Below are 14171 nucleotides of genomic sequence, written 5' to 3'. Positions count from 1 at the left end.
ATGATGGCAGAGAGGTCACACCCGTTCCCATACCGAACACGGAAGTTAAGCTCTCTAGCGCCGATGGTAGTTGGGACCTTGTCCCTGTGAGAGTAGGACGTCGCCAAGCAACTAAACACGAGTCAAATGACTCGTGTTTTTTCGTGTTTTCTTTTATAATCCATAGTAATTAAAAAAATGTGCTTAAATAATTACCATGTTGATTAAATACAGGGGAATGTGGCTAGGATAGTGAATAAGCAAAAGAGTTGCAAATTTTATTAATACGTATATAATTAAAGTCAAAGATAGTCAAAGTCAATAAAGGTGGCGGATAAATGAGAAATATATCTGATATCATTGAGCAATATCTAAAGCAAGTTATTGACTTAAGTAATAATAATGTGATTGAAATCAAAAGAAATGAGATTGCGGATCGATTCGAGTGCGTACCATCTCAAATCAATTATGTAATCAATACCCGTTTTACATTAGAAAGAGGATTTATAGTAGAAAGTAAACGTGGTGGTGGAGGTTACATTCGCATTATAAAAGTCAAACTGCATGATGATATAGACATTATTGATCAAATGCTTCATATGATTGATCATAGCGTTGCACAAGGGAATGCAGAGAGTATGATTATACGTTTATTAGAAGAGGGAATTATAACAGGCCGTGAAGCAAAACTAATGTTAAGTGTACTAGATCGTTCTGTATTATCAATGGATATTCCTTCTCGAGATGAACTTAGGGCTCGAATATTATGCGCAATGTTAAGAACACTGAAATATAAATAAATACAGCTTTTGTAAAAGAATGATAATTAAGATAGGGCAGTTAAATATTGTAGAAGTTTTGAAAAAGAGCATGTACTTTTATCTAAATGGATTAAGGAAAGAGGACAATCTAGTAATGTATGAAAAGTATCATGAGGTAGATCGTTCCTATTGTAAAGGTGGGGATATTGATGACTTGTCAAAACTGTAATATAAGACCAGCAACTTTACATTATACAAAAGTAATCAACGAGAAGAAGGCGGAAGTTCATCTTTGTGAGCAATGTGCGGAGCAAAGTGGCTATACGTCTTTCTTTCAATCATCACAGTCTAACTTTTCATTTCATGATGTATTTGCTGGTTTATTACACGGTGAATCAACAATGTTTGGAGAAGAAAAAAACGGGTTTTCAAATACAAATACAGTAAGATGTCCAGATTGTAAGATGACATATGAACATTTTACAAAAGTGGGACGCTTTGGTTGTGCTTCTTGTTACGATACATTTAAAGGACACTTAAACCCATTGTTAAAGCGACTTCATGGTGGACATACAGAACATTGTGGAAAATTTCCGGAACGAATGGAAGGAAATATCCACTTAAAGAAAGAATTAGATGAACTAAAACTTATTCTGAAACAATATGTACAGAATGAGGAGTTTGAGAAAGCTGCTGAGGTAAGAGATGAAATTCGAGGGCTTGAAACTCAGCTTAGTGAGCATAGAGAGGGGGAGTAGTTCTATGTCACTGGACAAAATTATGAATGAAGCGATTAGTCCATGGATGAAGGGGGATGGCCCTGATTCTGATATTGTTTTAAGTAGTCGAATTCGTTTGGCTCGTAATTTTAAGCAATATCAATTTTCTACTATGCAAAACGAAGAGGAAGCTCAACAGGTTCAAGAATTATTTAAAAAGAAATTTATAAATAAATCGGTAGAGCCCTTTGGGAAGTTTGGATTATTAAAAATGAATGAATTAACGCCTCTTCAAAGGAGAGTTTTAGTCGAAAAGCATTTAATTAGTCCAAATCTCGCAGGGACCGAATATGGAGCATGTCTGTTATCAGAAAGCGAACACATTAGTGTGATGCTTAATGAGGAAGACCACATTAGGATTCAGTGCCTATTTCCAGGGCTACAGTTATCAAAGGCGCTTCAAAGCGCTAATCAAATAGATAATTGGATTGAGAAAGAGGTTGAATATGCTTTTGATGAATCACTTGGATATATTACGAGTTGTCCTACTAACGTTGGTACAGGATTAAGAGCTTCTGTAATGATTCATTTACCAGGGCTGGTTTTAACAAAAAGAATTAGCCGTATTATACAAGTAATTCAAAAATTAGGGTTAGTAGTAAGAGGAATATACGGTGAAGGTAGCGAAGCGTTAGGTAATATATTTCAAGTGTCAAATCAAATGACGCTAGGGAAATCCGAAGTAGATATTATTGCAGATTTAAAGAGTGTCATGCAGCAAATTATACAACAAGAAAAATTGGCCAGAGAATTAATTGTACAAAATTCGAGTATTGAGCTTGAAGATAAGGTTTATCGTTCTTACGGTATACTAGCAAACAGTCGTTTAATTCAATCTGCAGAAGCGGCAACTTGCTTATCGGATGTACGACTTGGTATTGATCTAGGATATATAAAAGGTATATCGAGAAATATTTTGACTGAGCTAATGGTTCTTACGCAACCAGGTATTTTACAACAATACGCAGGAGGACCTTTAGGACCAGAAGAAAGAGATTATCGAAGAGCAACCTTAATCCGTGAGCGATTACGTATTGAAAAAAACTAAGCGCAAGTAGGAGGCGATTTCTATGATGTTTGGAAGATTTACAGAAAGAGCACAGAAAGTATTAGCTTTATCTCAAGAGGAAGCAATTCGCATTGGGCATAATAATATTGGAACAGAACATATTTTACTTGGGCTTGTACGCGAAGGTGAAGGAATTGCAGCAAAAGCGTTAATTGCTCTTGGATTGAGCCCGGAAAAAGTGCAAAAAGAGGTAGAAGCGTTAATTGGACGTGGAACAGAAGCTTCTCAAACTGTACATTATACACCTCGTGCTAAAAAAGTTATTGAATTGTCTATGGATGAAGCGCGTAAGCTAGGACATTCTTACGTTGGAACAGAACATATTTTACTTGGCTTAATCCGTGAAGGTGAAGGTGTAGCGGCACGTGTTTTAAATAATTTAGGCGTAAGCCTCAACAAAGCAAGACAACAAGTGTTACAACTTCTTGGAAGTAACGAAGCAAGTTCAGGTCACCAAGGTGGTTCATCGACAAATGCCAATACACCGACACTAGACAGTTTAGCGCGCGACTTAACAGTTGTTGCACGTGAGAATCGTTTGGATCCTGTTATTGGACGTAGTAAAGAAATTCAACGTGTAATTGAAGTGTTAAGCCGTAGAACAAAAAACAATCCAGTGTTAATTGGAGAGCCTGGTGTAGGTAAAACAGCAATTGCTGAAGGGTTAGCACAGCAAATCGTAAATAATGAAGTTCCTGAAACGTTAAGAGATAAGCGTGTTATGACACTAGATATGGGAACAGTGGTAGCTGGGACGAAATATCGTGGTGAGTTTGAAGATCGTTTAAAGAAAGTAATGGATGAAATACGTCAAGCAGGGAATATTATTCTATTTATTGATGAACTTCATACATTAATCGGTGCAGGTGGAGCAGAAGGTGCAATCGATGCATCAAATATTTTAAAACCATCTTTAGCACGCGGAGAATTACAATGTATTGGTGCGACAACTTTAGATGAGTATCGTAAATATATTGAAAAGGATGCAGCTTTAGAGAGACGTTTCCAGCCAATTCATGTTGATGAGCCGAGTCTAGAAGAATCAACTCAAATCTTGAAAGGTTTACGCGATCGTTATGAGGCGCATCACCGTGTGTCTATTACAGATGATGCAATTGATGCAGCTGTAAAACTTTCTGATCGTTATATTACGGATCGTTTCTTACCGGATAAAGCAATTGATTTAATTGATGAAGCTGCTTCAAAGGTTCGCTTACGCTCTTATACAACACCACCAAACTTAAAAGAGCTTGAAGTGAAGCTTGAGGAAATTCGAAAAGAAAAAGATGCGGCTGTACAAAGTCAAGAGTTTGAAAAGGCTGCTTCCTTACGTGATATGGAACAACGCTTACGTGAAAAATTGGAAGATACAAAGCGTCAGTGGAAAGAGCAACAAGGAAAAGAAAATTCAGAGGTTACGGTAGAAGATATTGCAAATGTCGTTTCTACATGGACACGTATCCCTGTTTCTAAACTTGCACAAACAGAGACTGATAAATTATTAAACTTAGAATCCATTCTTCATGATCGTGTCATCGGCCAGGATGAAGCGGTAGTGGCTGTAGCGAAAGCTGTTCGTCGTGCAAGAGCAGGACTAAAAGATCCGAAACGTCCAATTGGTTCATTTATTTTCTTAGGACCAACAGGTGTAGGTAAAACAGAATTAGCAAGAGCATTGGCAGAATCTATGTTCGGTGATGAGGATGCAATGATTCGCATTGATATGTCTGAGTATATGGAGAAACATTCAACTTCTCGCTTAGTTGGTTCTCCTCCAGGATATGTTGGGTATGAAGAAGGCGGACAATTAACAGAGAAGGTTCGTCGTAAGCCGTATTCAGTTGTCCTATTAGATGAAGTAGAGAAGGCGCATCCCGATGTATTTAATATTTTACTACAGGTATTGGAAGATGGTCGTTTAACTGATTCTAAAGGACGTACAGTTGACTTCCGTAATACGATTGTTATTATGACGTCTAACGTTGGTGCTGAGGCGTTAAAACGTAACAAACATCTTGGATTTAACGTACAAGATGAAAGCCGTGATTATTCGGATATGAAAGGTAAAGTAATGGATGAGCTGAAAAAGGCATTTCGTCCAGAATTCTTAAACCGTATTGATGAAATTATCGTATTCCATATGCTTGAGAAAAAACATATTCAAGAAATTGTGACTCTTATGGTAAATCAGTTAGTGAATCGCTTAAAAGAACAAGAAATTGAATTGCAATTAACAGAAGGGGCGATTGCAGCTATTGCTGATAAAGGGTTTGATCGTGAATATGGTGCTCGTCCACTACGTAGAGCAATTCAGAAGCATGTAGAAGATAGACTATCGGAAGAACTTTTAAAAGGTGCTATTGAGAAAGGGCAAAAAGTTATCTTTGATGTAGAAGGGGAAACATTTGTCATTCATAGTGCTGAAAAGGTAAAATAAGTATAGACAAACTAAGAGGGCTACGAGATAGCCCTCTTTCTTGTACGAGAAGGTCAAATGTTTATAGATGAAAGCGAAGTGAAATATAAAAAGATATGGCTAAAAAGAAAACAAAATTCACATGTCAAGAGTGTGGTTATCAATCACCAAAATATATGGGTAAATGTCCAGGGTGTGGTCAATGGAATTCGCTTGTTGAAGAGATGGAACCCGTTGTATCATCCAGACGCCTAAATTATGCAAATGCAATTCAAACAGAAGTAACAAAACCAAGACGTCTTACAGAAGTAGAAACAAAGTCTGAGGCACGTATTGAAACAAAATTTCAGGAGTTTAACCGTGTACTAGGTGGCGGAATTGTAGATGGATCTTTAGTACTTATTGGTGGGGACCCTGGGATTGGAAAATCAACGTTATTATTACAGATTTCCTCGCAATTAGCAGATGCTTCATATGATGTATTGTATATATCAGGTGAGGAGTCAGCAAAGCAGATTAAACTTCGTGCAGATCGTTTACATGTAAATGGTAGTAATCTATTTGTTGTATCAGAGACAGATTTACAGCGTATTGCAGCACATATTGAAGAGATGAATCCTGCTTTTGTTGTTATTGATTCTATTCAAACAATACATTTACCTGAAGTGACATCAGCTCCTGGTAGTGTGGCGCAAGTACGTGAATGTACAGCAGAATTAATGAAACTTGCAAAAACAAAGGGAATCCCAATTTTTATCGTAGGGCATGTGACAAAAGAAGGTGCAATTGCGGGACCGCGTATGCTAGAACATATGGTCGATGCAGTTCTTTACTTTGAAGGAGATCGACACCATACATATCGTATTTTACGAGCTGTAAAGAATCGTTTTGGTTCTACGAATGAAATGGGTATCTTTGAAATGAAAGAACTTGGCCTTGCAGAAGTCTTAAATCCTTCTGAAATTTTCCTTGAGGAAAGACCAGTTGGAGTTGCAGGTTCAACAGTAGTTGCCTCGATGGAAGGAACAAGACCAGTTTTAGTAGAAATACAGGCATTAATTTCCCCTACTAGTTTTGGAAATCCTCGAAGAATGGCGACAGGAATTGATCATAATCGTGTCTCGCTTATTATGGCGGTACTAGAGAAAAGAACAGGTTTACTATTACAAAATCAAGATGCGTATTTAAAAGTAGCTGGTGGTTTGAAATTAGATGAACCGGCAATTGATTTAGCTGTTGCCTTAAGTATAGCTTCAAGTTTTAGAGATAAATCTACGGCACCAACTGATGCGGTAATAGGAGAAGTTGGATTAACTGGAGAAATAAGAAGAGTATCAAGAATCGAACAACGTGTACAAGAAGCAGCTAAATTAGGATTTCAACGTGCTATCATTCCTAGAAAAAATTTAGGGGGGTGGACAATTCCAGAGGGGATTGAGGTTGTAGGTGTTTCTAATTTAGGAGAAGCGCTTCGTTTGACATTAGGAGGCTAGGCTATGGAAGAAAATAAGCAACGTGTCAAAAGTATAATTAATATTTTACAGCTCGTGGCCCCGGGAACACCACTGCGCGAAGGGATAGATAATGTACTTCGCGCACAAACAGGGGGACTAATTGTTCTTGGGTATAATGAGCAGATTAAAAGCATTGTTGATGGTGGTTTTCATATTAATTGCGCATTCTCTCCTGCTAGTTTATATGAATTAGCAAAAATGGATGGAGCACTTATTTTAAATGAAACTGGAAGTAAAATTTTAATTGCAAACGCACAGTTAGTTCCGGATTCATCTATTGATTCTATTGAAACAGGTATGCGTCACCGAACAGCAGAGCGTGTAGCAAAGCAGACGGGCAGCCTTGTTGTGGCCATTTCACAAAGACGTAATGTAATTACGCTATATCAAGGGAACTTACGTTATACACTAAAAGATATAGGTGTCATTTTAACGAAGGCAAATCAAGCAATTCAAACGCTAGAAAAATATAAGGCTGTATGGAATGACGGCATTACGAATTTGGGTATTCTAGAATTTGAAGAGGTCGTTACAATGTCCGAGGTGGTTCACGTTTTACATAGTGTTGAAATGGTGCTGCGTATAAAAAATGAAATATTGAGCTATATTCATGAGCTAGGAACAGAAGGTAGGTTAATTCGTTTACAGCTTACAGAATTACTAGCTGATTTAGAGGCAGAGGCAGCATTGTTAATTAAAGATTATCACCAGGAGAAAACACAAGACCATCATCAAATCTTGAAAAAGTTACAAGATCTTGCAAATACACAACTTTTAGAGGATAGTGATTTAGTTAAATTACTTGGGTATTCAGGACAAACAAGTTTAGAAGAAAGTGTGACACCTAGAGGATACCGAATCACAAGCAAGATTTCTCGTGTTCCGCCACTTATTATCGAGAATTTAATTAATCGATTTAAAACATTGCAAGGTGTTTGCCGAGCAACTATTAATGAATTGGATGATGTGGAAGGAATTGGAGAAGTGAGAGCGAAGAAAATACGAGAAGGTCTAAAAAGAATTCAAGAGCATCTCTATATGAGTAGACACAATTAAGAATATTACATTGATTCTATAATATAACGACACTAGAACATTTTTGGTATATGATATGATATATTGGTAAATAAAACTATTTACAAAAAAACACGTCCGCTTTTGCATTCGGCGTTTTGATTAGCGAAACAATGGTTAATAATGAGTAGGAGGTGGTTGGATGTTAAAACGGATTGTACAGCTCTTCTTTTTAGTGATCGGGGGAGCGTTAGGGATTTACTTAATCCCAAAAATTATTAATGTATTAGATATCGGTGCGGTTCCTTTGTTGGAAGGATCTTATGTTCGTGCAATTATTGGTGCAATTATTTTATTTTTAACAACATTTTGGCTTGTAGATTATATTGTTCAACTTATTAAGCATATTGAAGAGGCTCTTGTAAAGGCGCCTGTAGCAGATGTTTTATTTGGTACATTAGGATTAATCTCTGGTCTTATTGTTGCATATTTAATTTTGATACCAATTCGTGAATTTACAATTCCAGTTATTAGTACGGTGTTGCAAGTGTTCTTCACCCTTTTACTTGGATATTTAGGATTCCAAGTAGGATTTAAAAAGAGGAATGAATTGCTAGGATTATTTACATTACCCCAACGCGGAGGTAAAAAGAAAAACAATAGTGAGAATGAAGAGGTAGAGGTCGAAGCGGAAAAATCTACGACTCATTGGAAAATTCTCGATACGAGTGTAATTATTGATGGACGTATTGCAGATATTTGCCAAACAAAGTTTTTAGAAGGAACAATCGTCATTCCACAATTCGTATTAGAAGAGCTTCAGCATATTGCCGATTCTTCAGATGCTTTAAAGCGTAATCGTGGCCGCAGAGGACTAGACATTTTAAATCGTATTCAAAAGGAGATGCCAATTCCGGTAGAAATTTATGAAGGCGATTTCGATGATATCCAAGAAGTAGATAGCAAGCTTGTAAAGTTGGCAAAAATCACTGGTGGAACTGTAGTAACAAACGATTTCAATTTAAACAAAGTTTCTGAATTACAAGGGGTTACGGTGTTAAACATTAATGATTTAGCTAATGCGATTAAACCAGTCGTACTTCCTGGTGAAGAATTAAGTGTTTATGTTGTGAAAGATGGTAAAGAACAGAATCAAGGTGTTGCATACTTAGATGATGGTACGATGATTGTAGTAGAAGATGGTAGAGAGTATGTGGGTTCACAACTTGATGTACTTGTTACTAGCGTATTACAAACATCGGCTGGTCGTATGATTTTCGCAAAACGTAAATTGCTAGAAAAAGCATTATAAGTAGAGGATTATTAATATGTATACATTAATTATTCCGGCAGCGGGCCAAGGGAAACGAATGGGTGCTGGTAAAAATAAGTTATTTTTACTTATAGATGAAGTACCAATTATTGTGCACACATTGCGTGCTTTTGAAAAAGATAAAGCGTGCAAAAGTATTATTATGGCAATTAACGAAGAAGAACGCCCGTATTTTGAAGAGTTGATGCAGAAGTACCAGATTGAAAAGCAGGTACAATTTATTCAGGGTGGAGCCGAAAGACAAGATAGCGTATATAACGCACTTCAGTATGCGAGTGGTGTCGAATATGTTCTTGTTCATGACGGGGCGCGCCCGTTCGTAACGAATAAAGTGATTCGCGATGTATTAACTGCAGCAGAAAAATATGGAGCTTCCATTTGTGCAGTGCCAGTAAAAGATACTGTTAAGAAAGTAGAGCAGGGTGTTGTTGTAGAAACGGTAGAGCGGTCTCAACTTAACGCTGTACAGACACCACAAGGATTCTCTGTTTCTCTTTTGCTAGAAGCTCATAGAAGCGCAAAGCAAAGTTGTTTTCTTGGCACAGATGATGCAAGTCTCGTAGAACGCGTTGGGAAGCAAGTTGGTGTAGTGGAGGGGAGTTACTATAATATTAAAGTGACGACTCCGGAAGATCTACTAATTGCTGAAAGTTTCCTTCGTGTTCAGAAGAAATAACGTTGATGATGTGTTAATAAAGAAAAGCTCGGCAACAGCCGGGCTTTTCTTTATAAGGATAGCGATATAATATAGAGTCATAAAGCTCAGTAGTTTAGCTTAAGGAGGAAGTAAGGATGTTTCGAATTGGACAAGGTTTTGATGTACATGAATTTGCGGAAGGGCGTCCGTTGATTATCGGTGGAATTACAATTCCACACGAGAAAGGATTAATCGGTCATTCAGATGCAGATGTATTGTTACATACGATTGCTGATGCATGTTTAGGTGCGATTGCAGCAGGAGATATCGGAAAGCATTTTCCTGATACAGACCCAGCTTTTAAAGATGCAGATTCAGCTGTATTGTTACAAAAAGTTTGGGAATTTGTGCGTGAACAAGGTTACGAGTTAGGGAATTTAGATTGTACAATTATTGCTCAAAAACCAAAAATGGCACCACATATTGAGAGCATGCGTAAGCGCATTAGTGAACTGTTAGAAACGTCTATCAATAACATTAATGTAAAGGCAACAACAACAGAAAAATTAGGATTTACAGGTAGAGAAGAAGGGATTGCTTCTCAAGCGGTTGTTTTATTACAGAAAAAATAATGGTTTTTAATTCGTAAGATGGATAATCACATTTTTTTGGTGTACAATTATAGAATGTGTTGACATTAAGAATGGAAGGTGTACCAATTATGGAAAAGCAAGTGAGAGTGCGCTACGCGCCAAGTCCAACAGGACACTTACATATCGGAAATGCGCGTACGGCATTATTTAATTATTTATTTGCTCGTCATTTAGATGGCAAATTTATTATTCGTATTGAAGATACTGATGTAAAACGTAACGTGGCTGGTGGAGAAGAAAGCCAATTAAAATACTTGAAATGGCTCGGTATGGACTGGGATGAAGGTGTTGATGTTGGTGGTGAATTTGGACCATATCGCCAAACAGAGCGTTTAGATATTTATAAAAAATTATATGAAGATTTATTAGAGCGTGGTCTAGCTTATAAATGTTATATGACAGAAGAAGAGCTAGAAGCAGAGCGTGAAGGACAAATCGCTCGCGGTGAAACACCTCGTTACGCAGGTAACCACCGTGAATTAACTGAAGAACAAGTGAAAGAATTTGAAGCTGAGGGACGTATTCCAAGTATTCGTTTCCGTGTACCAGCTGATCGTGACTACACATTCAAAGATATTGTAAAAGATGAAGTTGCGTTCCATTCAAATGATTTCGGTGATTTTGTTATTGTGAAAAAAGATGGAATTCCAACTTATAACTTTGCAGTAGCAGTAGATGATCATCTAATGGAAATTACACATGTACTTCGTGGTGATGATCATATTTCAAATACACCGAAACAAATGATGATTTATGAAGCTTTCGGCTGGGATATTCCACAATTCGGTCATATGACTCTAATTGTTAATGAAAGTCGTAAAAAGTTAAGTAAGCGTGATGAATCTATTATTCAATTTATTGAGCAATATAAAGAGCTTGGGTATCTTCCAGAAGCAATTTTTAACTTTATTGCACTACTAGGTTGGTCTCCGGTAGGAGAAGAAGAAATCTTCTCTAAAGATGAGTTTATCAAAATGTTCGATGCAGCTCGTTTATCAAAATCACCTGCATTATTTGATTCTCAAAAACTAAAATGGATGAACAACCAGTATATGAAAAAGCAAGATTTAGATACGGTTGTAGAGTTAAGCTTACCGCATTTAGTGAAAGCTGGACGTGTGGGAGAAACTTTAAGTGAACAAGACCAAGCTTGGATTCGTGATGTAATTGCTTTATACCATGAACAAATGAGTTTTGGAGCTGAAATTGTAGAGCTTTCTGAAATGTTCTTTAAAGATCATGTTGATTATGAAGAAGAAGGACAAGAAGTATTAAATGGTGAACAAGTACCTGAAGTACTTCGTGCATTTGCTGGTCAAATAGAAGCTCTAGAAGCAATGGAGCCAGCAGCAATTAAGGCAGCAATTAAAGCAGTTCAAAAGGAAACAGGACATAAAGGTAAAAATTTATTTATGCCAATCCGTGTTGCAACTACAGGACAAACGCATGGTCCAGAGCTTCCGAATGCTATTGCACTTCTTGGAAAAGAAAAAGTTTTAAATCGTCTTCAAAAAGTAATTGGTTAACATTTTCTAGATTTAGAAATATAATAAGTATACCTAAAATCTAATAAGGAAAAGCGACGAGAAGGAGAAGTAGAAAATCAGGCTTTTTACAGAGAGAACCACCTTTCGGCTGGGAGTGGTTTATAAGCGGATTTTTGAAATGCCCCTTCGAGTCTTCTGCTGAACAGCGAATTGCTTCGTGGGACGTCTTAGGCCGCAAAGTAAGCAGAAGCGGTGTACACCGTTATCATGGATGAGTTTGAGGCTTTTTTAAGCCTAAACAGAGTGGAACCGCGCTTAAAAGGCGTCTCTGTCAATATGACAGAGACGCCTTTTTTTTATACCGTGTAAATAGGTAGAGATATAGAATTTCTCCCCTTATATAAAGAATTAGGGGAGAAGTGATGAGTTAGGGGAGTTAGTTCGTTCGACAAAAAAGCAGCCCATAAAGGGGAGGGAACACCGATGTTTAAGAGGCTTCGGGAAGATATTGAAGTCGTTTTTGAACAGGATCCAGCGGCAAGAGGTTATTTCGAAGTCATTTTAACTTACTCTGGATTACATGCAGTTTGGGCCCATCGAATTGCACATGCTTTTTATAAAAGGAATTTTTTCTTTCTTGCACGTTTTGTTTCACAAGTGAGTCGCTTTTTTACTGGCATTGAGATCCATCCAGGAGCAACTATTGGTCGACGCTTTTTTATAGATCATGGAATGGGAGTTGTAATTGGAGAAACTTGTGAAATTGGTGATAATGTAACGATTTATCAAGGGGTTACATTAGGTGGTACAGGAAAAGAAAAAGGGAAGAGGCACCCAACAATTCAGGATAATGTATTAATTGCGACGGGTGCTAAAGTTCTTGGGTCTATTACTGTGGGAGAGAATTCTAAAATCGGAGCAGGGTCTGTCGTATTAAAAGAAGTTCCTGCACATTCTACAGTTGTAGGTATACCTGGCCGTGTCGTTATTCAAAATGGAGTAAAGATTGGTCAAGAATTAAATCACTCTGACCTTCCAGATCCGATTTTTGATAAATTAAAGGCTATGGAAGTAGAACTTGATAAATTGAAGAAACAATTGGAATTAAAGGTAGAAAGGAAGGATAAAAATGACTATTCACATTTATAATACGTTAACACGTCAAAAAGAAGAGTTTGTTCCATTAGAAGAAAATAAGGTAAAGATGTATGTATGCGGACCTACAGTTTATAACTACATTCATATTGGGAATGCAAGACCTCCTATGGTATTCGATACAGTGCGTCGTTATTTAGAATACAAAGGATACGATGTGCAATATGTATCTAACTTTACGGACGTAGATGATAAATTAATTAAAGCGGCAAATGAATTAGGTGAAGATGTACCAACGATTGCTGATCGTTTTGTTGAAGCGTACTTTGAAGATGTAACAGCACTAGGTTGCAAACATGCAACAGTTCATCCTCGTGTAACAGAAAATATGGATATCATTATTGAATTTATTCAAGAACTTGTGAATAAAGGGTATGCATATGAATCAGAGGGTGATGTGTACTTTAAGACGAAGGAATTCGAAGGTTACGGTAAATTATCACATCAACCAATCGCAGATTTACGTCACGGTGCTCGTATTGAGGTAGGGGAAAAGAAACAAGACCCTCTTGATTTTGCTTTATGGAAAGCTGCGAAAGAAGGAGAAATCTTCTGGGAAAGCCCTTGGGGGCAAGGACGTCCAGGATGGCATATTGAATGCTCAGCAATGGCGCGTAAGTACTTAGGGGATACAATTGACATTCATGCTGGTGGGCAAGATTTGGCGTTCCCGCATCATGAAAATGAAATTGCGCAGTCAGAGGCATTGACTGGAAAAACGTTTGCACGTTACTGGATGCATAATGGATATATTAATATTAACAATGAGAAGATGTCTAAATCGCTTGGTAACTTTATTTTAGTTCACGATATTATTAAGCAATACGACCCGCAGTTAATTAGATTCTTTATGTTATCAGTACACTATCGTCACCCGATTAACTTTAGTGAAGAGTTATTACAAAGTACGAATAATGGACTGGAAAGAATTAAAACAGCTTATGGAAACTTAAAGCATCGTATGGAGAGTAGTACGGATTTAACGGACCATAATGAGAAATGGTTAGCTGAAATAGAGAAATTCCAGACTGCATTTGAAGAGGCAATGAATGATGACTTTAACACTGCAAATGCAATTACCGAATTATACAACGTAGCAAATCATGCAAATCAATATTTACTTGAAGAGCATACATCTAAAGTTGTGATTGAAGCATACGTAAAACAACTGGAAACGTTATTTGATATTTTAGGATTAGAATTATCAAAAGAAGAATTACTGGATGAAGAAATTGAAGAGCTTATCCAAAAGCGCATTGAAGCTCGTAAAAATCGCGATTTCGCATTGTCTGATCAAATTCGTGACGATTTAAAAGAACGTAATATTATTTTAGAAGATACCGCTCAAGGTACAAGATGGAAAAGAGGATAAGG

At 37.2% G+C, this 14171-nt stretch carries 12 protein-coding genes, 1 rRNA gene and 1 other annotated feature; all 13 genes read left to right on the top strand.

Going from position 1 to position 14171, the window contains the following annotated elements:
* Window positions 1-109 (top strand): 5S ribosomal RNA (gene rrf / locus ACTFRY_RS28960); the annotation flags it as partial.
* A gap of 208 nt (window positions 110-317) precedes the next feature.
* Entirely contained in the window at window positions 318-779 is a 462-nt protein-coding gene (ctsR, locus tag ACTFRY_RS28955) for a transcriptional regulator CtsR (RefSeq protein WP_001244558.1), read from the top strand.
* Window positions 780-949: 170 nt separating this feature from the next.
* Window positions 950-1498, top strand: a complete 549-nt coding sequence (locus ACTFRY_RS28950; protein WP_098617322.1) for a UvrB/UvrC motif-containing protein — start codon at window positions 950-952, stop codon at window positions 1496-1498.
* A 4-nt stretch (window positions 1499-1502) separates the two neighbouring features.
* A complete protein-coding gene (locus ACTFRY_RS28945) occupies window positions 1503-2567 on the top strand; it encodes a protein arginine kinase (RefSeq protein ID WP_000050843.1) in 1065 nt (354 codons plus the stop codon).
* Window positions 2568-2589: 22 nt separating this feature from the next.
* A complete protein-coding gene (clpC, locus tag ACTFRY_RS28940; protein ID WP_000971184.1) occupies window positions 2590-5025 on the top strand; it encodes an ATP-dependent protease ATP-binding subunit ClpC in 2436 nt (811 codons plus the stop codon).
* A gap of 95 nt (window positions 5026-5120) precedes the next feature.
* The gene (gene radA, locus ACTFRY_RS28935) at window positions 5121-6497 is read left to right on the top strand and encodes a DNA repair protein RadA (RefSeq protein WP_001085202.1); all 1377 of its coding nucleotides are present in this window, start codon (window positions 5121-5123) and stop codon (window positions 6495-6497) included.
* Window positions 6498-6500: 3 nt separating this feature from the next.
* A complete protein-coding gene (gene disA / locus ACTFRY_RS28930; RefSeq protein ID WP_000392159.1) occupies window positions 6501-7574 on the top strand; it encodes a DNA integrity scanning diadenylate cyclase DisA in 1074 nt (357 codons plus the stop codon).
* Between the two features lie 160 nt (window positions 7575-7734).
* Window positions 7735-8844 carry a PIN/TRAM domain-containing protein gene (locus ACTFRY_RS28925; protein WP_000919677.1) on the top strand — a complete coding sequence of 370 codons (1110 nt, stop codon included), beginning with the start codon at window positions 7735-7737 and terminating at the stop codon, window positions 8842-8844.
* Between the two features lie 16 nt (window positions 8845-8860).
* Complete coding sequence (gene ispD / locus ACTFRY_RS28920) at window positions 8861-9541, top strand: 2-C-methyl-D-erythritol 4-phosphate cytidylyltransferase (RefSeq protein WP_000288286.1); 681 nt, start codon at window positions 8861-8863, stop codon at window positions 9539-9541.
* A gap of 116 nt (window positions 9542-9657) precedes the next feature.
* Window positions 9658-10134 carry a 2-C-methyl-D-erythritol 2,4-cyclodiphosphate synthase gene (ispF, locus tag ACTFRY_RS28915; RefSeq protein ID WP_000488388.1) on the top strand — a complete coding sequence of 159 codons (477 nt, stop codon included), beginning with the start codon at window positions 9658-9660 and terminating at the stop codon, window positions 10132-10134.
* Window positions 10135-10223: 89 nt separating this feature from the next.
* Complete coding sequence (gltX, locus tag ACTFRY_RS28910) at window positions 10224-11681, top strand: glutamate--tRNA ligase (RefSeq protein ID WP_000415143.1); 1458 nt, start codon at window positions 10224-10226, stop codon at window positions 11679-11681.
* Between the two features lie 47 nt (window positions 11682-11728).
* Window positions 11729-11975: a binding site (T-box leader), on the top strand.
* A 150-nt stretch (window positions 11976-12125) separates the two neighbouring features.
* Window positions 12126-12791, top strand: a complete 666-nt coding sequence (cysE, locus tag ACTFRY_RS28905; protein WP_000476497.1) for a serine O-acetyltransferase — start codon at window positions 12126-12128, stop codon at window positions 12789-12791.
* The gene (cysS, locus tag ACTFRY_RS28900) at window positions 12772-14169 is read left to right on the top strand and encodes a cysteine--tRNA ligase (RefSeq protein ID WP_000152276.1); all 1398 of its coding nucleotides are present in this window, start codon (window positions 12772-12774) and stop codon (window positions 14167-14169) included. Before cysE ends, cysS begins: the two co-directional genes overlap by 20 nt.
* Window positions 14170-14171: the final 2 nt, after the last annotated feature.

The organism is Bacillus cereus group sp. MYBK195-1 (genome assembly GCF_051916605.1).
Classification (GTDB): domain Bacteria; phylum Bacillota; class Bacilli; order Bacillales; family Bacillaceae_G; genus Bacillus_A; species Bacillus_A cereus.
Note: the sequence above shows the minus strand (reverse complement) of the source record. Positions and strands in the feature narration are given on the sequence as shown.